20 protein-coding genes and 1 riboswitch are annotated in these 22784 nt (G+C 59.2%); of the genes, 6 read left to right on the top strand and 14 right to left on the bottom strand.

The annotated features are described in order from the left end of the window. Position 1: 1 nt before the first annotated feature. A complete protein-coding gene (gene moaB / locus NI40_RS06320) occupies positions 2–514 on the bottom strand; it encodes a molybdenum cofactor biosynthesis protein B (RefSeq protein ID WP_039261387.1) in 513 nt (170 codons plus the stop codon). A 24-nt stretch (positions 515–538) separates the two neighbouring features. Continuing rightward, a complete protein-coding gene (moaA, locus tag NI40_RS06315; RefSeq protein WP_039261385.1) occupies positions 539–1528 on the bottom strand; it encodes a GTP 3',8-cyclase MoaA in 990 nt (329 codons plus the stop codon). Beyond that, positions 1516–1649, bottom strand: a riboswitch (molybdenum cofactor riboswitch). Its footprint overlaps the gene before it by 13 nt. 225 nt (positions 1650–1874) lie before the next feature. Between moaA and yvcK the strand changes: the two genes are divergently transcribed. Then, entirely contained in the window at positions 1875–2783 is a 909-nt protein-coding gene (gene yvcK, locus NI40_RS06310) for a uridine diphosphate-N-acetylglucosamine-binding protein YvcK (protein WP_039261383.1), read from the top strand. A 72-nt stretch (positions 2784–2855) separates the two neighbouring features. Here yvcK and uvrB read toward each other — a convergent pair whose 3' ends face one another. Further along, positions 2856–4871, bottom strand: a complete 2016-nt coding sequence (gene uvrB / locus NI40_RS06305) for an excinuclease ABC subunit UvrB (protein ID WP_039261381.1) — start codon at positions 4869–4871, stop codon at positions 2856–2858. 752 nt (positions 4872–5623) lie between these two features. Here uvrB and NI40_RS06300 point away from each other — a divergent pair. Further along, entirely contained in the window at positions 5624–6346 is a 723-nt protein-coding gene (locus NI40_RS06300) for an ABC transporter ATP-binding protein (RefSeq protein WP_039261380.1), read from the top strand. Here NI40_RS06300 and bioD read toward each other — a convergent pair. Genes bioD through bioB form a run of 4 tightly spaced genes read right to left on the bottom strand, consistent with a single transcriptional unit; the run spans position 6309 to position 9936 of the window. Beyond that, positions 6309–7010: a dethiobiotin synthase gene (bioD, locus tag NI40_RS06295; protein WP_039261378.1), complete on the bottom strand. Its 702-nt coding sequence runs from the start codon at positions 7008–7010 to the stop codon at positions 6309–6311. The two genes, NI40_RS06300 and bioD, sit on opposite strands and share 38 nt — an antisense overlap. Continuing rightward, entirely contained in the window at positions 7003–7758 is a 756-nt protein-coding gene (gene bioC, locus NI40_RS06290; RefSeq protein ID WP_039261375.1) for a malonyl-ACP O-methyltransferase BioC, read from the bottom strand. The genes bioD and bioC overlap by 8 nt, the downstream gene beginning before the upstream one ends. Further along, complete coding sequence (gene bioF / locus NI40_RS06285; RefSeq protein WP_039261373.1) at positions 7742–8899, bottom strand: 8-amino-7-oxononanoate synthase; 1158 nt, start codon at positions 8897–8899, stop codon at positions 7742–7744. The genes bioC and bioF overlap by 17 nt, the downstream gene beginning before the upstream one ends. After that, a complete protein-coding gene (gene bioB, locus NI40_RS06280; RefSeq protein WP_033144975.1) occupies positions 8896–9936 on the bottom strand; it encodes a biotin synthase BioB in 1041 nt (346 codons plus the stop codon). Before bioB ends, bioF begins: the two co-directional genes overlap by 4 nt. Before the next feature lie 86 nt (positions 9937–10022). Between bioB and bioA the strand changes: the two genes are divergently transcribed. Together bioA and NI40_RS06270 are read left to right on the top strand one after the other, a co-directional pair. Continuing rightward, complete coding sequence (gene bioA / locus NI40_RS06275) at positions 10023–11312, top strand: adenosylmethionine--8-amino-7-oxononanoate transaminase (protein ID WP_039261371.1); 1290 nt, start codon at positions 10023–10025, stop codon at positions 11310–11312. Positions 11313–11360: 48 nt separating this feature from the next. After that, positions 11361–11837 (top strand): kinase inhibitor, encoded by a 477-nt coding sequence (locus NI40_RS06270; protein ID WP_039261370.1) that lies wholly within the window; start codon positions 11361–11363, stop codon positions 11835–11837. 98 nt (positions 11838–11935) lie between these two features. Here NI40_RS06270 and hutH read toward each other — a convergent pair whose 3' ends face one another. The 5 genes from hutH to hutI form a co-directional block, all read right to left on the bottom strand. Then, the gene (hutH, locus tag NI40_RS06265; protein WP_039261368.1) at positions 11936–13456 is read right to left on the bottom strand and encodes a histidine ammonia-lyase; all 1521 of its coding nucleotides are present in this window, start codon (positions 13454–13456) and stop codon (positions 11936–11938) included. Then, positions 13456–15141: a urocanate hydratase gene (gene hutU / locus NI40_RS06260; RefSeq protein ID WP_039261365.1), complete on the bottom strand. Its 1686-nt coding sequence runs from the start codon at positions 15139–15141 to the stop codon at positions 13456–13458. The genes hutH and hutU overlap by 1 nt, the downstream gene beginning before the upstream one ends. A gap of 127 nt (positions 15142–15268) precedes the next feature. Continuing rightward, positions 15269–16003, bottom strand: coding sequence for a histidine utilization repressor (locus tag NI40_RS06255; protein WP_039261363.1), 735 nt, complete (start codon positions 16001–16003; stop codon positions 15269–15271). 19 nt (positions 16004–16022) lie between these two features. Then, a complete protein-coding gene (gene hutG, locus NI40_RS06250; RefSeq protein ID WP_039261359.1) occupies positions 16023–16961 on the bottom strand; it encodes a formimidoylglutamase in 939 nt (312 codons plus the stop codon). Further along, entirely contained in the window at positions 16958–18181 is a 1224-nt protein-coding gene (hutI, locus tag NI40_RS06245; protein ID WP_039261356.1) for an imidazolonepropionase, read from the bottom strand. The genes hutG and hutI overlap by 4 nt, the downstream gene beginning before the upstream one ends. Before the next feature lie 226 nt (positions 18182–18407). On the opposite strand from hutI, the gene NI40_RS06240 reads away from it, so the two are divergent. Continuing rightward, positions 18408–19691 carry a putative acyl-CoA thioester hydrolase gene (locus NI40_RS06240; protein WP_039261353.1) on the top strand — a complete coding sequence of 428 codons (1284 nt, stop codon included), beginning with the start codon at positions 18408–18410 and terminating at the stop codon, positions 19689–19691. 77 nt (positions 19692–19768) lie between these two features. Here NI40_RS06240 and pgl read toward each other — a convergent pair whose 3' ends face one another. After that, positions 19769–20764, bottom strand: coding sequence for a 6-phosphogluconolactonase (gene pgl / locus NI40_RS06235; protein WP_023292974.1), 996 nt, complete (start codon positions 20762–20764; stop codon positions 19769–19771). Between the two features lie 140 nt (positions 20765–20904). On the opposite strand from pgl, the gene NI40_RS06230 reads away from it, so the two are divergent. After that, entirely contained in the window at positions 20905–21723 is an 819-nt protein-coding gene (locus NI40_RS06230; RefSeq protein ID WP_039261350.1) for a pyridoxal phosphatase, read from the top strand. Here the strand turns inward: NI40_RS06230 and modC are convergent, their stop codons facing one another. Further along, entirely contained in the window at positions 21724–22782 is a 1059-nt protein-coding gene (gene modC / locus NI40_RS06225; RefSeq protein ID WP_039261347.1) for a molybdenum ABC transporter ATP-binding protein ModC, read from the bottom strand. Positions 22783–22784 lie beyond the last annotated feature (2 nt).

Below are 22784 nucleotides of genomic sequence, written 5' to 3'. Positions count from 1 at the left end.
CTTATTTCTTTAAATGGGGATGGAAATTACACGGACGGGTACGGGCGTCCAGCTGCGGGGCGATGATGTTTTCCCACGCGGTGCGGCAGGCTTTGGTCGAGCCTGGGATAGCGAAAATCAGGGTTTTATTAGCCACCCCGGCAACGGCGCGCGACTGGAGCGTGGAGGTACCAATCTCTTCAAAGGAGAGCATGCGGAACACTTCGCCGAAGCCTTCCACCTCGCGGTCGAACAGCGGGATCAGCGCTTCAGGGGCCTGATCGCCTGCGGTAAAGCCGGTGCCGCCGGCGATCAGCACCACCTGCACCTCATCACTCGCAATCCACTGCGAAACCTGAGCGCGAATGGCGTAGCGGTTCTCCTTCACGATCGCTTTATCGACGATGTGATGCCCCGCGTCATGGGCCGCCTCGCGCAGCCAGTGGCCGGAGGTATCATCCTCTTCGCCACGGCGGTCGGAAACGGTAAGGATAGCAATGCGTGTCGGGATAAATTCTGCGCTTACCTGACTCATCTTCTGATTCCTTCTTAAGCCTGATTACCCGCCGATGTAGGACAGGTTCTGAGTAATACCGGTATTGCCCTGATGCAGGAAGTGGGTCTGTTTTTTATGCGTCAGCGCGTCAGAAATGCGTGCTTCAAGCGCGGCCTGCTGCGCATCGTCTTCCAGCAGATCGCGTAGGTCTACGCCGCCGTCGCCGAACAGGCAAAGATGGAGCTTGCCAACGGAGGAGACGCGCAGGCGGTTGCAGCTGGCGCAGAAGTCTTTCTCATAGGGCATGATAAGCCCAATCTCACCTTCGTAATCCGGGTGGCAGAAGACCTGCGCCGGACCGTCGCTGCGCTGGCGGATTTGATGGATCCAGCCGCGTTTCAGCAGCTCGTCGCGCAGCACCATGCCGGAGATGTGATGGCGACGGAACAGCTCGCTGCCCTCGCCGGTTTCCATCAGCTCGATAAAACGCAGCTGAATGGGGCGGGTTTTGATCCACCCCAGGAAGGTGTCCAGCTGATGGTGGTTTACATCGCGCATCAGCACCGTGTTGACTTTGACCTTCTCGAAACCCGCCGTGAACGCGGCGTCGATGCCGTGCATGACCTGCTGGAATTTATCCTGGCCGGTGATGGCGTGGAACTGGCGGGCGTCCAGGCTATCGACGCTGACGTTGATCGCCGTCAGCCCGGCATCGCGCCAGTTCGCCACGTCACGCGCCATGCGGTAACCGTTGGTGGTCACCGCAATCTGGCGGATACGTTCGTTTTCACGCACGGCGGCAATGATGTCGGGAAAATCACGGCGCAGAGAGGGTTCGCCGCCGGTCAGACGCACTTTTTCGGTGCCGAGCTCTGAGAAGGCGCGCGTGACGCGGCGCACTTCATCCACGGAGAGAAAGCCGTTATTGGTGACGCTGCCCGGTTTGTAGCCATCGGGCAGGCAGTAGGTGCAACGGAAGTTGCACACATCGGTAATCGACAGACGTAAGTAATAAAACTTACGCGCGAAAGCATCAGTAAGTTGTGAAGCCATGTACACCTTTCCAGATCGGGAGGCACAGTCATTTCTTTCTGTACCCTGGTGGCAAATTCGCCACGGCCAGAGCGCCATATCTTTCGACACAGGCACAAGGGCTAGAGTGTATGTTTTCAATTTTGAAAACGTGGTTAGGGCGATAGTAGCGCGGAAATTCTGACGACGCCATTATCGCTTCACGCTATATAATTATCTATATAGCGAATCGATCCTGCATTTTCGCTACAGAATACCTAAAAACCGCATTTTCACATTGATATACGTCATTTTGCATCGGGTGAGGCATCGTCTTTTAGGGGTAGTTAGGTTACTGTTACGCGATCGAACGTGATAAGGAATACGTATGCGCAATCGCACTTTTGCGGATCTTGACCGAGTGGTCGCTCTTGGCGGAGGACACGGCTTAGGCCGGGTTATGTCCTCTTTGTCGTCACTCGGCTCAAGGCTGACAGGGATAGTGACCACCACCGACAACGGCGGCTCAACCGGGCGCATTCGTCGTGCCGAAGGCGGCATTGCCTGGGGAGACATGCGCAACTGCCTGAACCAGTTAATTACCGAGCCAAGCGTCGCGTCGGCGATGTTTGAGTACCGTTTTGGCGGTAATGGCGAACTTTCCGGGCATAACCTTGGAAATCTGATGTTAAAGGCATTGGATCACCTGAGCGTAAGGCCTCTGGAAGCCATCAACTTAATCCGTAATCTGCTCAAAGTGGACGCATTCCTGATCCCCATGTCTGAACAACCGGTTGACCTGATGGCCATCGACGCCGAAGGGCATGAAGTGTACGGTGAGGTAAACATCGACCAGCTCATCCTGCCGCCGACGGAGTTAATGACCTATCCGAGCGTGCCCGCCACGCGAGAAGCGGTGGAGGCCATCGGAGAAGCGGATCTTATCCTGATCGGTCCGGGCAGTTTTTATACCAGCCTGATGCCCATTCTGCTGGTGAAAGAGCTGGCGCAGGCGCTGCGCCGCACCCCTGCCCCGATGGTTTACATCGGTAACCTGGGACGTGAGCTGAGCCCGGCGGCGGCGAGCCTGTCGCTGGCTGACAAACTGGAATTAATGGAGCATTACGTCGGCAAGAAAATCATTGACGGCGTGGTCGTGGGCCCAAAAGTGGATGTGTCAGGGATTGGCAATCGTCTGGTGGTGCAGGAGCCGCTGGAGGCCAGCGATATCAAGTATCGCCATGACCGTCACCTGCTGCGCGAGGCGCTGGAGAAGGCAATTCAGGCGCTAGGCTAGGTTCGTTTTGTGCGGCCTGTTGCCCTCACTCCTGCCCTCTCCCACGGGGAGAGGGAGAAAACAACGCTTTACTCACGATGCCGCGATGAAAAGATCCCGCAGCTGATGTAGCTGGTCGCGGATCTGCGCCGCCTCTTCGAACTCCAGGTTCTGCGCGTGCTGCATCATCTGCCCTTCCAGCTCGTGGATTTTCTGCTGCAGCGCTTTCGGGGTCAGCACGACGGTATCCTCTTCCACCACTGAACGCGCCTTGCCGCGGCCTTTCGCTTTGGTTTTGACAATGTTCTGACCCAGCGCCAGAATATCCACCACCTTCTTGTTCAGCCCTTGCGGGGTAATGCCGTGCTCTTCGTTGTAGCGCTGCTGTTTCTCGCGGCGGCGCTCCGTTTCGCCAATCGCTTTCGCCATCGACGGGGTGATTTTGTCACCGTACAGAATCGCTTTACCGTTGACGTTACGCGCCGCACGGCCGATGGTCTGGATCAGGGAGCGTTCAGAACGCAGGAAGCCCTCTTTGTCCGCATCCAGAATCGCCACCAGCGAGACTTCCGGCATGTCCAGACCTTCTCGCAGCAGGTTGATCCCCACCAGCACGTCAAACTCGCCCAGACGCAGATCGCGGATAATCTCCATGCGCTCCACGGTGTCGATATCCGAGTGCAGATAGCGCACCTTCTCGCCGTGCTCTTCGAGATACTCGGTGAGGTCTTCCGCCATACGCTTGGTGAGCGTGGTCACCAGCACGCGCTCGTTGATGGCGGAACGGGCGCGGATTTCCGAGAGCAGATCGTCCACCTGCGTAGCCACTGGACGAACTTCAATAATTGGGTCGAGCAACCCGGTCGGACGCACAACCTGATCGACAACGTCTTCACCGGATTTCTCCAGCTCGTAGTTGCCCGGCGTGGCCGAGACGTAAATGGTTTGCGGCGCGAGCGCCTCAAACTCTTCAAACTTCATCGGACGGTTATCCAGCGCCGACGGCAGGCGGAAGCCGTACTCCACCAGCGTCTCTTTACGCGCCCGGTCACCGCGGTACATCCCGCCGATCTGCGGGATCGTGACGTGGGATTCGTCGATCACCAGCAAACCGTCTGCCGGCAGGTAATCAAACAGCGTTGGCGGCGGCTCGCCCGGCCCGCGCCCGGAGAGGAAGCGCGAATAGTTTTCAATGCCGGAGCAGTAGCCGAGCTCGTTCATCATCTCAAGGTCGAACTGGGTGCGCTGGCTGAGGCGCTGCTCTTCCAGCAGCTTATTGTTCGCCAGCAGCACCTTACGGCGCTCGGCCAGCTCCACTTTGATCTCTTCCATCGCCTGCACGATACGCTCGCGCGGCGTCACGTAGTGCGTTTTCGGGTAGATGGTGAAGCGCTGGATCACTGACTCAACGTGTCCGGTCAGCGGGTCGAAGAGCGACAGGCGTTCAACCTCTTCGTCAAACAGCTCGACGCGCAGCGCCATATCGTCCGATTCCGCCGGGAAGATGTCGATCACCTCTCCGCGTACGCGGAAGGTGCCGCGCTGGAACGCCTGATCGTTACGGGCGTACTGCAGCTCCGCCAGACGGCGAACGATGGCACGCTGGTCGATAATCATCCCCTGCGTCAGGTGCAGCATCATCTTGAGATAGAGATCCGGATCGCCCAGACCGTAGATCGCGGAAACCGACGCGACGACGACCACATCGCGACGCTCCAGAAGCGCCTTCGTGGCCGACAGACGCATCTGCTCGATGTGTTCGTTCACCGAGGCATCCTTCTCGATGAAGGTGTCAGAGCTCGGCACGTAGGCTTCAGGCTGGTAGTAATCGTAGTAGGAGACGAAATACTCCACCGCGTTTTCCGGGAAGAACTCTTTCATCTCGCCGTAAAGCTGTGCGGCCAGGGTTTTGTTGGGTGCCAGCACCATCGTTGGACGCTGGAGATCCGCAATCACGTTGGCGATGGTGAACGTTTTACCCGAGCCGGTTACCCCCAGCAGCGTCTGGTGCGCCAGCCCGTCTTCCAGCCCCTCTTCCAGACGACGGATCGCCTCAGGCTGATCGCCAGATGGACGGAAAGCAGAATTCAATTTGAACGGTTTACTCATGGGCGACAACCTGATGACGTTATAAGCGGCAGGTGAGTAATTTTACTCGTTGTTGCCAGGAATGCCAGTAAAAAACACTGGATGAAAAACCAGTATCATGTCAGGATATTTAGCATAGCGCCTGAATGATTAGCGCGATAGCGGCCAAAATTTGGACTGTGACAATATAAAACACCAGTCAGGTCAGGTTATCCCCAGAACTTTTTCTTTTTTAACATTTGTCAAGCCAGGTAATGATAGTTTTGTGGCAACGGGTGACACTTTCATGACGGGAATTGCTTTTATCTAAGCACTTAAATAATAAACGATATTTTCTAAAGCCGCGTTTCGCGCCAATTTGGGCGTAAGCCGCGTCTTCTCTCGCTTATCGCGTGTTTTCTAACTCTAATGCACATGGTTATCCACAGGAATAGTGGATAACTGCTTCCAGCCCATGCAGACTGGCGCTCGGCAAATTCCCGGTTTTTCCCACGAGACGGCAGTAAAAAATTTTTATAGCTATTTTTTGATGATTAACAGTTGCGTCATTCATAACCAGTCGATGGGATCTTGCTCACATTTTCATCATTTTGGGTTCTGCACCACAACTCACCACCTCCAGCACCGTCGCTGTGCAATCCGGTTTTTTATAAACCGCTTTCCGGTGATTCATTCCTAAAAAAGCCGTTTTTTTGAACACTTTTCGGTTTCTGGCAGGGGTTTTGCAGATTCAAACACGAGCCTCACCTACACACATTTTTAAGGAGAAAAAGATGTTGAGTCTGCGTGCTGTGAATCAGTTTTACGGAAGCCAACATACGCTATGGAACGTGAATTTGGATTTTCCGCAAGGGATGTGTACAGGCGTTGTTGGCCTGCCGGGGATGGGGAAAACCACCCTCATGAATTGCATCGCCGGGAGAGTGCCCGTTGAAAGCGGCAGCATCATCTGGCACGAGGCGGGCGCGCCGCCGCGCGACTTGCTTAACCTGCCGCCAGAACAGCGTTCAGGACCGGTGATAGGCTATGTCCCGCAGGACAGGCGGATCTTTTCCCAGCTAACGATTGAGGAGAATCTGCATATCGCCATGCGGGCGATGGGGAAACCCAACCCGGAGGCGAAAAGTGACGTTTACGACCTGTTTCCGGCGCTCTACGGGTTGCGGCAGGCCCGCGCCAACACGCTATCTCCGGACGACCAGTACCAGCTGGCGCTGGCTAACGCGCTGGTAAACCGTCCGCACCTGCTGATCCTCGATGAGCCCCTGCACGGCGCAGGACACAGCTTCGCCCAGAAGCTGGGGCAGCTGCTGGTGCGCTTAAACCGGGAGTTAGGTATGACGGTGCTATTAGCGGAGCAGCAGCTGTCGTTTATCCGCCGGGTTGCGGACCGTTTCTGCATGCTCTATCGCGGGCGTAACGTGGCGCAGGGCCACGTTAACGAGCTGGATGACGAGCTTATCGCGCACTGGATGTCGCGGGAAGCAAGACGCTGAGATCGAGATAACGCCCGGTGTCGGCATTTTCCACGCCGTCTGCAAGCCAGGGAATTTCCCCGAGGCACGGGGCGGGAAGTACTCGCCTGAGCGTCGCCAGATACTCCTGGTGTCGTTTCCCCGGCGCAACCACGTCGTTGGCTATCCAGCCCGCCAGCTTCATCCCGGCCTGCTGTACGGCCTGCGCGGTCAACATGGCGTGATTGATGCAGCCCAGCCTGACGCCGACGACCAGAATGACGGGAAGCTGCTCGGCCTGCACCCAGTCAGCAAACGTCTGCGTGTCCGAAAGCGGCGTAAACCAGCCGCCTGCACCTTCCACCAGCACCCAGTCGGCCTGGCTTTCCAGCGTCCGTAACCCGGCTGACAGCACGGTGAAATCAATCGGACGACCTTCGTCAGCGCTGATGATGTGCGGCGAGGTCGGTTCGGCAAAGGTGTACGGATTGACCGCTGAATAGGCGAGTTCAAGGGTGCTGTTACGCTGGAGCGCCAGCGCGTCGGTGTTGCGTAATCCTTCCGCCGTCACCTCGCTGCCGGAAGCAACGGGCTTATATCCGGCGGTGTTTTTTCCGAGCAGTCGTGCCGCCTGCAGCAGCGCCGAGCTGGCCACCGTTTTGCCCACTTCCGTATCCGTGCCGGTAACAAAATAACGTTCAGTCACGTTCGATAATCCCATGAAAAAGTTGATAAGAGAGCGGGAAATGTCCCCGCTGCTGCGGCCAGGCCAGCTCCAGACGCTGCAGCTGGCCCCGGGTCAGCGGTTTTTTCTCCCGTCCGGCGTGCAGGTGCGTGGCGCCGATGCCCTTCAGCGAACGCATAGCGCTGAACGCATCGCCAAAATTGAGGGTGATGGTCTGCACCGTGCTGCGGTAACGCCAGCCTGCCAGCGCCTGCATCACCTGCTCATGCGATAAAAAGCGGTTAGCGTGCGGCTGCTCATCCACCGCTTTCCACGCCTGATTCAGCTCCGGCAGCGAGCTTTCCAGCAGGGTGGTAAAGGCCACCTTCCCGCCCGGTCGCGCCACGCGATAAAGCTCGCGCAAGGCCTGCGGCAGGCTGCTGCACCACTGGACCGCCAGATGACTCCAGACCAGATCGAACTGCGCATCCGCCAGCGGGATCGCCTCGATATCCGCCAGCAGATAATGGTCCGCTGCCTGCCGCTGTCGCGCCTCGTCGAGCATCTGGGCCGAGAGGTCGATAGCCGTGACCTGGCTTCCCGCCCCGCGCCAGTAGCGGCTGTTGCTGCCGGGACCACAGCCCGCGTCCAGCACCTGCGGAAAGCGGTTGTCGCCAAGCGCGGCCAGAAGCCCCTGCGCGCTCAGACGCTGCAGCTCATCGTGCCGCGAATAGCTCTGCGCGGCCCGACCAAATGCCGCCGCGACGGCCTGCTTATTCACCGGCGTCATGGAGCGCCTCCAGCAGCGTCTGGATATCCCGAGCGTCATGCGCCGCCGTCAGGGTTAAGCGCAGCCGCGCGGTGCCCGGCGGGACCGTTGGCGGGCGGATAGCGGTCACCCACATCCCGCGCTCGCGCAGCGCCTGTGCCAGCGCCAGCGCGCGACCGTTTTCGCCGACAATCACCGGCTGGATGGAGCTTTGCGAATCGGGACTGTGGAAGGGCAGCGCCGCTAACCCCTTGCGGAAGCGGGAGATATGCTCTGCCAGCCGCTGACGACGTTCATCCCCTTCTGCGCTGCGGATCACCGCCAGCGACGCAGACAGCGCCACGGCCTGCGCCGGGGGCATGCTGGTGCTGTAGATCAGGTGTCGGGCAAACTGCAGCAGATAGTTGGCGACGGACTCACTGCACAGCACGGCGGCGCCGCTGACGCCAAAGCCTTTGCCGAAGGTGACGATCAGCAGCTCCGGCTTCACGTTTTGCTGGTATGCGCTGCCGCGACCTTCGTCGCCCATTACGCCAATGCCGTGGGCATCGTCGACCAGCAGCCAGGCGTTTTGCCGCTTTGCTGCCTCGTGCAGCGCGGCAAGCGGCGCGCTGTCGCCGTCCATGCTGAACACCCCTTCCGTAACCGCCAGCTGTTGTCCGTCGCAGGGTTTATCCAGCAGCCCGGCGAGCTGCCCCGCATCGTTATGGGCAAAGCGGCGCAGCTGCGCCGGGCTTAAACTTGCCGCCTCCAGCAGCGAGGCGTGGCTCAGGCGGTCAGCGACAATACGGTCCTCTTTTCCCATCAGGGCGGTAATGACCGCCTGGTTGGCGGCAAAGCCGGAGATGAACAGCAGCGCGCGCGGGTAGCCGAGCCAGTCGGCAAGCGCCTCTTCCAGCGCCTGATGCGCGGTGGTATATCCGCTGACGTGTCCCGAGCCGCCGCTGCCCACGCCAAACCGCTCCGCACCCTGCTGCCAGGCGCGGATGATGGCCGGATGCTGGCTCAGACCGAGATAGTCGTTGCTGGAGAAATTACAAAACTGCCGCCCCTCGCGGGTAAGAAAACGGCCCGCGCCGTTTTCCACCACCCTGCGAACGCGAAACGCCTCTGCCGCCCGGCGTTCGTCCAGCGCGGTATTTATTCGTGCCTGCCAGGTCATACGGCTGCCGCGTTGTAGAACTGGTCGGTGTCGGCGTTGAAAATCTGCTGCTCCAGCTGCTGCTGTTGCTCGTTATCGCCCGTCAGCACTTCGGTCTGATGCGGGTTAAGCCCCAGCTTGCGGAACAGCTGAACGTCTTTGTCCTCTTCCGGGTTCGGCGTGGTCAGCAGCTTGCAGCCGTAGAAGATGGAGTTGGCTCCGGCCATAAAGCACATCGCCTGGGTCTGCTCGTTCATCTGCTCGCGACCGGCAGAGAGGCGCACGAAAGAGGTCGGCATCATGATGCGCGCCACCGCGATGGTGCGAATAAAATCAAACGCATCCACGTCGTCGTTATCCGCCAGCGGCGTTCCCTTAACCTTCACCAGCATGTTGATCGGCACGCTTTCCGGCGGGGTCGGCAGGTTCGCCAGCTGCAGCAGCAGGCCCGCCCGGTCTTTCACCGTTTCGCCTAAGCCGACAATACCGCCCGAGCAGACCTTGATCCCCGCGTCACGCACTTTGTCCAGCGTGTCCAGACGCTCCTGATAGGTCCGCGTGGTGATGATGTTGCCGTAAAATTCCGGCGAGGTGTCGAGGTTATGGTTGTAGTAGTCCAGCCCCGCCGCAGAGAGGCGCTGCGCCTGCTCCTCGTTCAGCGTGCCGAGCGTCATACAGGCTTCGAGGCCCATCTCCTTCACGCCCTTCACCATCTGCTCCAGATACGGCATGTCGCGATCGTGCGGGTTCTTCCAGGCCGCGCCCATGCAGAAGCGGGTCGAACCGGCGTTTTTCGCCTTGCGCGCCGAGTCGAGCACCTGCTCGACTTCCATCAGCCGTTCGGATTCCAGACCGGTTTTGTAGCGCGCGCTCTGCGGGCAATATTTGCAGTCTTCCGGGCAGGCACCGGTTTTGATCGACAGCAGCGTGCTGACCTGTACATGGCGCGGATCGAAGTGCTGACGATGCACCTGTTGGGCTTCGAACATCAGCTCAAGGAAAGGTTTATTGAATAATTCAGTGACTTGCGACATCGTCCAGCGTGCGTGGTGAGCCATCGGGCTTCTCCAAAGGGTTTTGTTAATTTTCGGTTCGGTTTATACTCGTAAACCTAAAACTTTTCAAAATGGTTTACAAGTCGATTATGACCCAAGACGATCTCGCCTTCGACAAGCAGCATATCTGGCACCCTTACACCTCCACTACCCGCCCTCTTCCCGTCTATCCGGTGGCCTCGGCCCACGGCTGCGAGCTGCACCTCGCCAGCGGCGAGCGGCTCGTTGACGGGATGTCTTCGTGGTGGGCGGCCATTCACGGGTACAACCATCCGCGCCTGAATGCGGCGATGAAGGCCCAGATTGACCAGATGTCGCACGTGATGTTTGGCGGAATCACCCATCAGCCCGCGGTGGATTTATGCCGTCGTCTGGTGGCGATGACGCCTGAATCGCTGGAGTGCGTGTTCCTGGCCGATTCCGGCTCCGTGGCGGTGGAAGTGGCGATGAAAATGGCGCTGCAGTACTGGCATGCGAAGGGCGAAACGCGCCAGCGGTTCCTCACCTTTCGCAACGGCTATCACGGGGATACCTTCGGGGCGATGTCGGTGTGCGATCCGGACAACTCCATGCACAGCCTGTGGAAGGGCTATCTGCCGGAAAACCTGTTCGCCCCTGCCCCGCAGAGCCGTTTCGACGGCGAGAGGAACGAGATGGACATGGTCGGTTTCGCGCGGCTGATGGCGGCGCATCGCCAAGAAATCGCCGCCGTGATCCTGGAGCCGATTGTGCAGGGCGCAGGCGGAATGCGGATGTACCACCCGGAATGGCTGAGGCGCATTCGCAGGATGTGCGACCGCGAGGGCATTCTGCTGATTGCCGATGAGATCGCCACCGGCTTTGGCCGCACCGGCAGGCTGTTTGCCTGCGAGCATGCGGGCATTGCGCCGGATATTCTGTGTCTGGGTAAAGCGCTGACCGGCGGCACCATGACGCTCTCCGCCACGCTCACGACCCGCCAGGTGGCCGACACCATCAGCGACGGCGAGGCGGGCTGCTTTATGCACGGCCCGACGTTTATGGGCAACCCGCTGGCCTGCGCCGTCGCAAGCGAAAGCCTTGCCATTCTGGAGAGCGGCGAGTGGCAGACGCAGGTTGCGGCGATTGAGGCGCAGCTGAAAGAGGAGCTGAGCGCCGCCTCGGGTGCGAATTTCGTGGCAGACGTGCGCGTGCTGGGCGCCATCGGCGTGATTGAAACCACCCATCCGGTGAATATGGCGGCGCTGCAGCGCTTCTTCGTTGAGCAGGGCGTCTGGGTGCGGCCTTTCGGCAAGCTTATCTACCTGATGCCGCCGTACAGCATTACGCCAGAGCAGCTGCGTAAATTAACCGACGCGGTTGTAACAGCCGTTAACATTCCCGCGCATTTCACGATGTAACCCTATGCATTACACTTGCTGGACGAGCGATCAACGAGGGTAAACCGTATGAAAATCATCAGTAAAGATCTGCGCGACGGTGAAAAACTGCCGGAACGCCACGTATTCAACGGCATGGGGTATCAGGGAGACAATATCTCCCCGCACCTGGCGTGGGACGAGGTTCCGGCCGGAACAAAAAGCTTTGTCGTGACCTGCTACGACCCGGATGCGCCGACCGGCTCCGGCTGGTGGCACTGGATTGTGGCGAACCTGCCTGCCGACACGCGCGTCCTGCCGCAGGGTTCCGGTTCAGACCTGGTTGCCCTGCCTGAAGGCGCCATTCAGACGCGCACCGATTTTGGTAAAGCGGGCTACGGCGGCGCGGCGCCGCCAAAAGGGAAAACCCACCGCTATATCTTCACGGTGCACGCGCTGGATGTGGAGAAGATTGAGGTCGATGAAGGGGCGAGCGGCGCGATGGTCGGGTTTAACGTGCATTTCCATTCGCTGGGGAGCGCGTCGATTACGGCGATGTATTCATAATAGTGCGGGCTGATGCCCTCACCCCGGCCCTCTCCCACAGGGAGAGGGAGAAAACCGGGCAATTCCCTCTCCCTATGGGAGAGGGTCAGGGCAAAAAATCACAGCACTGAAGGTAGCAGTCCTACAAGGCTTCCCTCTTCCAGAAGCTGCATCGCCTTATCAATATCCGGCGCAAAGAAGCGGTCGTCATCGTAGTGCGATACGTGCTCGCGCAGCGCATGACGCGCCTGCTCCAGCAGCGGGCTGGATTTTAACCCTTCACGCAGATCGACACCCTGACATGCCGCCAGCCACTCCACCGCCAGCACGCCGCGGGTGTTGGAGGCCATTTCCCAGAGACGACGCCCGGCAGCCGGGGCCATCGAAACGTGATCTTCCTGGTTCGCTGACGTTGGCAGGCTGTCCACGCTGTGCGGGTGAGACAGGGCTTTGTTCTCGCTCGCCAGCGCCGCCGCGGTCACCTGGGCAATCATAAAGCCCGAGTTGACCCCGCCGTTACGCACCAGGAACGGCGGCAGCTGGGACATATGTTTATCCATCATCAGCGCGATGCGGCGCTCGGACAACGCGCCGACTTCGGCGATCGCCAGAGCGATATTATCCGCCGCCATTGCCACCGGCTCGGCGTGGAAGTTGCCCCCGGAAACCACCTCGTTTTCCTGGGCGAACACCAGCGGGTTATCGGACACCGCGTTGGCCTCCACCAGCAGCACTTCTGCCGCCTGGCGCAGCTGCGTCAGGCACGCGCCCATCACCTGCGGCTGGCAGCGCAGTGAATACGGATCCTGCACCTTTTCACAGTTGTGGTGTGAATCCGCGATCTCGCTGGTGTCGGTAAGCACGTGACGGTACATCGCGGCGACATCAATCTGCCCGCGCTGACCGCGCACCTCGTGGATGCGGGCATCGAACGGGCGACGCGAGCCCAGCACGGCTTCGGTGGTCAGCGCACCGCACACCACCGCCGAGGCAAACAGATCTTCCGCTTCAAACAGGCCGCGCAGCGCGAAAGCGGTCGATGCCTGCGTGCCGTTCAGCAGCGCCAGCCCCTCTTTGGCCGCCAGGGTGATCGGGTTTAACCCGGCTTTTTTCAGCGCCTCTTTCGCAGGAAGCCACTCGCCCTGCCAGCGCGCTTTGCCTTCGCCGAGCAGCAGCAGCGACATGTGCGCCAGCGGCGCAAGATCGCCGGATGCGCCAACGGAACCTTTTGCCGGGATCCATGGATAGACTTCCGCATTGACCAGCGCCATCAGCGCCTGAATCACGCTCAGGCGAATGCCGGAGAAGCCGCGGGCCAGGCTGTTGATTTTGAGCACCATCATCAGACGGACAATCTCATCATCCAGCGGCTGACCCACGCCCGCCGCATGTGACAGCACCAGCGAACGCTGTAAGTTTTCCAGATCGTGTGTCGCGATGCGGGTCTGCGCCAGCAGGCCAAATCCGGTGTTAATCCCGTAGGCGGTGCGCCCTTCGGCAACGATGGCTTCGACGCAGGCGACGCTGTCGTTAATGGCGGCGTGGGCACTTGCATCCAGCGAAAGGGTGACCGGCTTGCGCCAGACGTTACGCAGCTGCTTGAGCGTCAGCGAGCCGGGAGTAAGTGTTAATGCGTTCATTAATGCTTTCCTTGTGTGGCAGGGATCATCGGCAGGTTAAGGCCCTGCTCTTTGGCACAGTCAATGGCAATTTCGTAACCCGCATCCGCGTGACGCATCACGCCGGTGGCCGGGTCGTTGTGCAGCACGCGAGCGATACGCGCGGCGGCTTCATCGGTTCCGTCGCAGACGATGACCATCCCGGAATGCTGGGAGAAGCCCATCCCCACGCCGCCGCCGTGGTGCAGCGACACCCAGGTCGCGCCGCTGGCGGTATTCAGCAGAGCGTTCAGCAGCGGCCAGTCGGAGACCGCATCCGAGCCGTCGCGCATGGCTTCGGTTTCGCGGTTCGGGCTGGCGACGGAGCCGGAGTCCAGGTGGTCGCGGCCGATGACGATCGGCGCGGAGACTTCACCGCTGCGCACCATTTCGTTGAAGGCGAGGCCGAGTTTTTGACGCCACTCCAGCCCTACCCAGCAGATACGCGCCGGCAGGCCCTGGAAGTTAATGCGCTCGCGGGCCATGTCCAGCCAGTGATGCAGGTGTTCGTCATCGGCGACGATCTCCTTCACTTTGGCGTCGGTTTTGTAGATGTCCTCCGGGTCGCCGGACAGGGCAACCCAGCGGAACGGACCGATGCCGCGGCAGAAAAGCGGGCGGATATAGGCAGGAACGAAGCCCGGGAAGTCAAAGGCGTTATTCATGCCCATCTCTTTCGCCATCTGGCGGATGTTGTTGCCGTAGTCAAAGGTCGGAATGCCCATCTGGCTGAAGGCCAGCATGGCGGAGACGTGCTCGGCCATGGCGCGTTTCGCGGCAAGCACCGTGCCTTCCGGGTCGGTTTCCGCTTTTTGCTGATATTCTTCCCACGTCCAGCCTTTTGGCAGGTAACCGTGCAGCGGGTCATGGGCGCTGGTCTGGTCGGTGACCAGATCCGGACGCACGCCGCGGGCGACGAGCTGCGGGAGAATGTCCGCCGCGTTGCCGCACAGGGCAATCGACACCGCTTTGCCTTCGGAGGTGTATTTTTTGATGCGCGCCAGCGCATCGTCCAGATCGGTTGCCTGCTCATCGACGTAGCGGGTGCGCAGACGGAAATCAATGCGGCTCTGCTGGCACTCAATGTTGAGCGAGCACGCGCCGGCAAGCGTGGCGGCCAGCGGCTGCGCGCCGCCCATGCCGCCGAGACCCGCGGTCAGCACCCAGCGGCCTTTGAGCGAGCCGTTATAGTGCTGGCGACCGGCTTCCACGAAGGTTTCGTAGGTGCCCTGCACGATCCCCTGGCTGCCGATGTAGATCCAGCTCCCCGCGGTCATCTGGCCATACATCGCCAGCCCTTTCGCGTCCAGTTCGTTGAAGTGTTCCCACGTGGCCCAGTGCGGCACGAGGTTAGAGTTAGCGATCAGCACGCGCGGCGCGTTTTTGTGCGTTTTGAACACGCCAACCGGCTTGCCGGACTGTACCAGCAGGGTTTCGTCGTGTTCGAGTTCGGTCAGGGATTTTACAATTGCGTCATAGCATTCCCAGTTGCGCGCGGCGCGGCCTATGCCGCCGTAGACCACCAGCTCGTGGGGGTTTTCCGCCACCTCAGGGTCGAGGTTGTTCATCAACATGCGCAGCGGGGCTTCGGTGAGCCAGCTTTTGGCGGTAAGCGTGGTGCCGCGCGCGGCGCGGACGTCCTGCTGGCGGTATTTACCTGACGACATTGTGTGCTCCTCATAGGGGACAGATGATGCATTTAGATATACTTGTATAGACAAGCACACACAAGGTCAGATTTAACAAAAAAGATACAATTTTGTTATATTGCGTTAGCGATCACGCTTATAAAACTTATGACATGAAGTGGCCCTGCAGCCGGTAGCGATTCCCCGGGAAAAGCAGTCGGGCATGCGACACAATGTGCGACGAGGACCAGGTTCGACGGCGGATCAGCAGGCACGGATCGTGCTCTTTAATGCGCAGCCTTTCGCACTCCTGCGGCGTGGCGCGCACGGCCTCCACAATGTGCTCCCCTTCCGTCAGCGGTGCGACGAGCGAGAGATAGGCATGCGGCGTGGTCTGGGTGTAATCCTGGTTCAGATAGTCCGGTATCCGCTCAGCGTTCACGCAGCGATCTTCAATCTGCACCGGAATGTCGTTTTCGAAATGCACCATCACGGAGTGGAAAATGCGGCTTCCCTCCTTGACGTTAAGCTCTGCGGCCTGCTCGGCGCTGGCCTGAGTCTCTTCGAGCACCAGCACCTCACAGCGGTGCTGATGATTACGCGCGGCTATCTCGTCCGCAATGCTGCGGATTTCAAACAGGGCCGACTGTCCTTTCGGTTCCGCCACAAACGTCCCCACGCCCTGCAGGCGCACCAGAAGCCCTTCGTCGGTCAGCTCGCGCAGCGCCCGGTTGACGGTCATCCGGCTAAAACCAAACTGCGCCACCAGCTCGGCCTCCGAAGGAATGCGATCGTGCGGGCGCCAGACGCCGGTAGCGATTTTTTCGCTAATTGCCTGCTTCACCTTTTCATAGAAAGGCGCGGGAGGGCTCGACTGCGGCAGAGGTGAGCGTGAAAACATCGTAACTCCTTGAATAGTGTTATGCCCACCAGTGAGCAATTTGCCAGGCCAGGCGGGCGGCGAGCTTAGCGCCCTGCCCGTCCCGATCGTACTGCGGGTTAAACTCTACCAGATCGGCGGCCTGTAGCTTACCGCTACGGCAGATTTGTTCGATAACCGGGAGAAGATCCAGCGCCGGTATGCCTAACGCAGCCGGTGCGGACACGGCAGGCATTTCGCTGGCGGGGAGGACGTCCAGGTCGATCGTCAGATAGATACGATCGGCCTGCGCCAGCACCTTTTCCAGGGCGGATAGCGCATCGCGCCTGAAATGGAGATCTTCCACCAGCGTGACGTTCAGGCGTTCGGCCTCGTCCCACAGCGCCAGCGTGTTCGCCGCCCGGCTCACGCCAAGGCAGGCGTAGTGAAATTCCCGCCCGCGCTCATCGCAGTAGCGCGCCAGCTGGCGAAACGGGGTGCCGGATGTGGCCCGGTCGGCCTTGCGCAGATCGAGATGGGCATCAAGGTTGATAATGACAACCCGCTCGTTCGGGAAGGCGTCCAGCACGCCGCGACCGTGCGCCCACGCGGTTTCGTGCCCGCCGCCAAACACCAGCGTCCGCATCCCGGACTGCTGACAGGCCGTGACGGCATCGCTTAACGCCTGCTGTGCCGCTTCCAGCTCACCGCCTTCAACGTACACCGAGCCCATATCCGCCAGCCGGTCATGCCCCTGATGGCAAGCCATATTTGCCAGCGCTTTTCGCAGCACATCCGGTGCCTGCACGGCGCCGGGCCTGCCCTGATTGCGTTTTACCCCTTCATCACATTCAAAGCCTATCAGCGCGATGCCAGATGAAAGCGGCGTGAACTGGCCCTGCTGCTTTATCGTCTGGAAAATGCGCTTTGCACTGCTGGCCTCGGCGCTGTCATCGCGCCCCTGCCAGACGGTTTCGGCTACGGGCCGCCATAACCTCATACTGCCTCCCCACGGAAAATACGTTGATACAGCGGATTGCGTCCCGGCTCGTAGACCATCTCAACCGGATGATGTGCATCCCAGACGATAAAATCGGCGACAAACCCTGCCCGCAACTGCCCGTGGGTTGCGCCACGGCCCAGCGCCTGCGCGGCATGGCGCGTGACGCCAGCCCAAGCTTCTTCCGGGGTCAGACCAAACTGGACGCAGGCCATGTTCATCGCCAGGTGCAGGCTCGCAAACGGGCTGGTGCCGGGGTTATAGTCGGTGGCGACGGCCATCGGCACGCCCTGTTTTCTGAGCTGTTCAACCGGCGGACGCTGGCGCTCCTGCAGAAAATAGAACGCACCCGGCAACAGGACGGCAACCGTGCCGCTTTCCGCAATCGCCTGAACGCCTGCGTCGTCGAGATACTCAATATGATCGGCGGAAAGGCCCTTATACTGGCTGACCAGCGCCGCGCCGCCCTGATTCGACAGCTGCTCGACATGCCCTTTCACCGGGATACCCAGCTCGGCGGCGGCCTTGAAGAGTCGCTCGGTTTGCGACGGGGTAAAGCCGACGTTTTCACAAAACACGTCGACTGCTTCATATAACTCTTTTTGCCACAGCGTGGGCAGTATCTGCTCACAGACCAGCGTGAGGTAGGCATCCGGATCCTGCCGGTATTCCGGCGGAACCGCATGGGCCGCCAGCAGCGTTGGGCTGATATCGATCGGATTATTGAGGCCCAACTGGCGGGCAACCTGCAGCATCTTCTCTTCGGCCTCGGCGTTGAGCCCGTATCCCGATTTGATTTCAACGGTCGTCACGCCTTCATTCATAAGACGCAGGAGCCGCTGCTGCGCCAGTTTCAGCAAGGTTTCGGCTGAGCTGCTGCGCGTCGCCGTCACGGTAGCGTTAATCCCGCCCCCCTGGGCGCTGATGGTTTGATAAGAGACGCCGTTCAGACGCTGCTCCCACTCCGCCGCGCGGTCGCCGCCAAATACCAGGTGGGTATGGCAGTCAATCAGGCCAGGCGTGACCAGACGCCCCTGAAGATCGACACAGTGTCGGTGTCCGGAAGGAATGTCAGATTCAGGGATCGCGGCCAGAATAGTGTGGCCGCGCACGACCAGGGCGTGTTGCTCTTTCAGTCCATAAGGCGCAGGTACGTCCGGCGCCATCGTAGCCAGTCGCGCATTTCGCCATATTACATCGTCGGGATGAATCTGCTGCATGGGGCATTCCACTTGTCTTAGGTTGTATAGACATTTATTTGCATCCACCGTCCACTGTCAACCGCCTTGACGGAAAATGTTATTTATTTGTGATCACCTACCTGCCGCTCCGGGGCTAAAAATGCAACTTTTACCCTTTTTATCTTCCCGTTTCGCTCAACTTAGTATAAAAAAGCAGGCTATTTCGTCTATCCCGTTTAAGACTTGCATACCCAGGAGCTCTACCTTGAACATTTCCAGGATTTCCCGTCTGGCGTTAGCACTCGCCTTTGGCGTGACCTTATCCGCATGCAGCTCAACACCACCGGATCAGCGCCCTTCTGAGCAGCTTGCGCCCGGTACCGCCTCCCGCCCGATTTTGTCCGCTGATGAAGCGAAGAACTTCGATCGTGCGCACTACTTCTCGGCGATGGATCCTAACGCTGCGCCGTGGACACCGTCTTCTATCAACCTGCCTAAACAGCCTGACTTCGTGGTTGGCCCGGCGGGTGCGCAGGGCGTAACGCATACCTCTATTCAGGCTGCGGTTGATGCTGCCATCACTAAACACAGCGCGTCTCGCCAGTACATCGCGATCCTGCCGGGTGAATATGAAGGCACCGTATATGTTCCGGCGGCCCCTGGCAGCATTACGCTTTACGGTCTGGGCGAAAAAGCGATCGACGTAAAAATTGGCCTGGCGATTGATTCCGAAATCGACAGCAACACCTGGCGTCACCTGGTGAATCCGGCCGGTAAATATATGCCGGGCAAACCTGCGTGGTATATGTTTGATAACTGCCAGAGCAAGCGTTCCGCCACCATTGGCGTGATGTGCTCGGCGGTATTCTGGTCTCAGAATAACGGTCTGCAGCTGCAGAACCTGACCATTCAGAATACCCTGGGCGACAGCGTTGATGCCGGCAGCCACCAGGCCGTTGCGCTGCGTAGCGATGGCGATAAGGTGCAGATTAACAACGTCAACATTCTGGGCCGTCAGAACACCTTCTTCGTGACCAACAGCGGCGTGCAGAACACCCTGCAGAATAACCGCCTGACCCGTACTCTGGTGACCAACAGCTACGTTGAAGGTGACGTGGATCTGGTGTCCGGTCGCGGCGCGGTGGTGTTTGATAATACCGATTTCCGCGTGGTGAACTCCCGCACTCAGCAGGAAGGTTACGTGTTTGCTCCGGCAACCCAGTCTAACCTCTTCTACGGCTTCCTGGCCGTGAACAGCCGCTTTAACGCTGCCGGTGACGGCGTGGCGCAGCTGGGACGCTCCCTGGACGTGGACTCTGCGACCAACGGCCAGGTCGTGATCCGCGACAGCGTGATCAATGAAGGCTTCAACATGGCGAAGCCGTGGGCTGATGCCGCGATCTCCAAACGTCCATTCTCCGGCAATACCGGTGCGGTGGATGATAAAGGGAACGTGCAGCGCAACCTGAACGACGCTAACTTCAACCGCATGTGGGAATACAACAACCGCGGTCTGGGTAGCAAAGTGGTTGCTGAGCCGAAGCAGTAAGCTGTTTTGCCCGGTGGCGCTGCGTTTACCGGGCATAAAAAAACCTCGCATTCGCGAGGTTTTTTGTTTTTAGCCGCTTAGTGAGCGTTGACCACTACCCACATTGGCCCCTGGCCTACGGCGTAACGCCCTTTCTCTTCCAGCAGCCCCTGCTCGCCTTTAATTTCATACAGCGCGATGTGGTGGGATTTCTGCCCCGCCGCAATCAGGTATTTACCGCTGTGATCGATATTAAAGCCGCGCGGCTGGGTTTCCGTTGGCTGGAACCCTTCAATCGCCAGCACGCTGCCGTCTTCAGAGACGCTAAAGACGGTAATCAGGCTGGAGGTACGGTCGCAGGCGTACAGATGGCGGCCATTTGGCGTAATGTGGATATCCGCCGCCCAGCGGGTGTCGGAGAAATCAGACGGCATCATGTCCAGCGTCTGCACGCACTCAATCTGACCGTTTGGATCTTTCAGCTCCCATACGTCCACAGAGCTGTTCAGCTCATTGACCACGTAGGCGTACTGCTGGTTCGGATGGAAGACCATATGGCGCGGGCCCGCGCCTTCAACGGTAGTCACTTCGGCAGGATTCTGCGCCACCAGATGACCATCGTCGCTCAGGGTGAACAGGCAGATACGATCCTGCTTCAGCGCAGGGACCCACAGCGTGCGGTTATCCGGAGAGATATTCGCCGAGTGGCAGCCTTCCAGCCCTTCCACCACATCCACGGTTTCGACCGGAATGCCATCTTCCAGACGCGTTACACTGACGCAGCCCGCGTTATAAGAGCCGCTGAAGACAAAGTTGCCTTTACGATCGGTCGAGATATGGGTTGGGCTGCCCGGCAACGGGGCTTCGGCAGTGTACGTCAGCGCACCATCGTCCGGAGAAATGCGATAGGCCAGCACGCGGAACTCCGGGCGCACACCCACGTACAAGAAACGTTTATCCGGGCTGATGACCATCGGTTGCACCTGGCCTGGCACATCAACAACCTGAACCAGCGTGAGTGTCCCTTCGGTATTTAAACGCCAGACGTGGATCTGCTGGCTTTCAGGACTGGCGGTATAAACGGTTTGTTTCATGAATATTCACTCCTCACTGCGCATGAAAGTAGTTAACTTTTGACGGTGAATGCTGAATTGTCGACAGGAGTTTTGAAGCGTTCGCCTCTCGGTGTACCATCCCATCAAAACGTAAATTCAATATTAACCCGGGAAAACAGATGACCTCGCGTGTGATTGCTCTGGATTTAGACGGTACCTTACTGACGCCGCAAAAAACCCTTCTCCCCTCCTCCCTTGAGGCGCTAAAACGCGCGCAGGAAGTGGGATATCAACTCCTTATCGTAACGGGTCGACATCACGTTGCCATTCACCCTTTTTATCAGGCACTGGCGTTAGATACACCTGCAATTTGTTGTAATGGCACTTATTTGTATGATTATCAGGCAAAAAAGGTTTTAGAATCCGACCCGCTGCCGGTTCCCAAGGCGCTGCAGCTGATCGATCTGCTGGATGAGCATGCCGTTCACGGCCTGATGTACGTGGATAACGCGATGGTGTACGAGCGCCCTACTGGTCATGTGGTGCGCACCAGCAACTGGGCGTTGTCCCTGCCTGAAGCGCAGCGTCCGGTCTTTACCCAGGTTTCCTCCCTGCGTCAGGCCGCCCAGGACGTTGAGGCTATCTGGAAATTCGCCCTGACGGATGAAGACACCACCAAACTGAATACCTTCGCAAAACACGTGGAACAAACGCTGGGTCTGGAGTGCGAATGGTCCTGGCATGACCAGGTGGATATTGCCCGCAAAGGCAACAGCAAAGGCAAGCGCCTGACGCAGTATGTGGAATCACAGGGCGGGTCGATGCAGGACGTGATCGCCTTTGGCGACAACTACAACGACATCAGCATGCTGGAAGCCGCCGGTACCGGCGTGGCGATGGGCAATGCCGACGACGCGGTAAAAGCCCGTGCCAACGTGGTGATTGGCGATAACACCACCGACAGCATCGCGCAGTACATTTATACCCACCTGCTGTAATCAGGCGGTGATCGAGACGCTCTTAATTTGCGCGTAAAGCCACAGGCCGGGTTTGATCCCTAACTCATCCCTCGCCCACGGGCTAATGCGCGCCCAGAGCGTCCTGCTGCCGACTTCAAGCTTCACTTCCACCTGCCCGTTATCATCAAAACACTCCGCGACTTTGGCGCGCAGAATATTTCGAATACTGGTTTGCAGCGGCGGCTGCAGCACCAGCGAGACGTCCGACGCCTGGATGCGAATTCGCAGCGCGGACTGTAGCGGTTTGTCGATCTTATTGACCCACAGATGCTGGTCACCCAGCGCCAGGGCGGTCATCGCGTAGTGCGGATGATGTTCCAGAACGCTCACTTTAAGAATGCTGCTCTGCTGTTCCCGGGGTAACCAGGGGTGCATTACGCTGCTGCCCCACACCTCTTCCAGGTTGCCAAACGCCTTAACGCTGCCCTCTTCCAGCACCAGCACCTTGTCGGCCAGATGGAGGATCTCATCCAGCGAATGGCTGACGTAGAGCATCGGAATATTAATTTCGCGCGTCAGGCGCTGCAGATAAGGCAGAAGTTCGCGTTTACGCGGAATATCGAGCGAGGCCAGCGGCTCGTCGAGCAGCAGCAGCTCGGGGGCGGTCAGCAACGCGCGGCCAATGGCCACACGCTGTTTTTCTCCGCCGGAGAGTGAGGATGGCAGCCTGTCGAGCAGAGGCTCAATGCCTAAAAGCGTCACCAGCTTGTCAAACTGCCCGGCCATGCTTTTCGCCATGCCGTAACGCAGGTTGCCGCGCACGCTGTAGTGCGGGAACAGGCGCGCGTCCTGGAAAACATAGCCGATGCGGCGCTTATCCGGCGAGAGGTAAATTTTGTTCTCCACGTCATTCAGGAAGCGGTCATTCAGGACAATACGGCCAGACTGCGGGCGGGTCAGGCCGCTGATGGCATTAATCAGCGATGTTTTTCCCGCTCCCGACACGCCAAAGATGGCGGTGATTCCGCTTGCCGGCAGCGTCTCGTTAAGCGTCAGGGTATGGTTTCCCAGCGTCTGGGTGAAATGGAGTTCCAGCATGC

The organism is Enterobacter sp. E20 (genome assembly GCF_000801755.2).
Taxonomy (GTDB): domain Bacteria; phylum Pseudomonadota; class Gammaproteobacteria; order Enterobacterales; family Enterobacteriaceae; genus Enterobacter; species Enterobacter asburiae_B.
Note: the sequence above shows the minus strand (reverse complement) of the source record. Positions and strands in the feature narration are given on the sequence as shown.

Excerpts from the sequence above, each read along its gene's own strand:
- yvcK (WP_039261383.1), top strand. The coding sequence starts at position 1,875 with ATGCGCAATCGCACTTTTGCGGATCTTGACCGAGTGGTCGCTCTTGGC.
- hutI (WP_039261356.1), bottom strand. The coding sequence starts at position 18,181 with ATGCAGCAGATTCATCCCGACGATGTAATATGGCGAAATGCGCGACTG.
- NI40_RS06300 (WP_039261380.1), top strand. The coding sequence starts at position 5,624 with ATGTTGAGTCTGCGTGCTGTGAATCAGTTTTACGGAAGCCAACATACG.
- moaA (WP_039261385.1), bottom strand. The coding sequence starts at position 1,528 with ATGGCTTCACAACTTACTGATGCTTTCGCGCGTAAGTTTTATTACTTA.
- hutH (WP_039261368.1), bottom strand. The coding sequence starts at position 13,456 with ATGAACGCATTAACACTTACTCCCGGCTCGCTGACGCTCAAGCAGCTG.
- moaB (WP_039261387.1), bottom strand. The coding sequence starts at position 514 with ATGAGTCAGGTAAGCGCAGAATTTATCCCGACACGCATTGCTATCCTT.
- modC (WP_039261347.1), bottom strand. The coding sequence starts at position 22,782 with ATGCTGGAACTCCATTTCACCCAGACGCTGGGAAACCATACCCTGACG.
- hutU (WP_039261365.1), bottom strand. The coding sequence starts at position 15,141 with ATGTCGTCAGGTAAATACCGCCAGCAGGACGTCCGCGCCGCGCGCGGC.
- uvrB (WP_039261381.1), bottom strand. The coding sequence starts at position 4,871 with ATGAGTAAACCGTTCAAATTGAATTCTGCTTTCCGTCCATCTGGCGAT.
- NI40_RS06255 (WP_039261363.1), bottom strand. The coding sequence starts at position 16,003 with ATGTTTTCACGCTCACCTCTGCCGCAGTCGAGCCCTCCCGCGCCTTTC.
- bioC (WP_039261375.1), bottom strand. The coding sequence starts at position 7,758 with ATGACGCCGGTGAATAAGCAGGCCGTCGCGGCGGCATTTGGTCGGGCC.
- NI40_RS06230 (WP_039261350.1), top strand. The coding sequence starts at position 20,905 with ATGACCTCGCGTGTGATTGCTCTGGATTTAGACGGTACCTTACTGACG.
- NI40_RS06270 (WP_039261370.1), top strand. The coding sequence starts at position 11,361 with ATGAAAATCATCAGTAAAGATCTGCGCGACGGTGAAAAACTGCCGGAA.
- bioB (WP_033144975.1), bottom strand. The coding sequence starts at position 9,936 with ATGGCTCACCACGCACGCTGGACGATGTCGCAAGTCACTGAATTATTC.
- hutG (WP_039261359.1), bottom strand. The coding sequence starts at position 16,961 with ATGAGGTTATGGCGGCCCGTAGCCGAAACCGTCTGGCAGGGGCGCGAT.
- bioF (WP_039261373.1), bottom strand. The coding sequence starts at position 8,899 with ATGACCTGGCAGGCACGAATAAATACCGCGCTGGACGAACGCCGGGCG.
- bioA (WP_039261371.1), top strand. The coding sequence starts at position 10,023 with ATGACCCAAGACGATCTCGCCTTCGACAAGCAGCATATCTGGCACCCT.
- pgl (WP_023292974.1), bottom strand. The coding sequence starts at position 20,764 with ATGAAACAAACCGTTTATACCGCCAGTCCTGAAAGCCAGCAGATCCAC.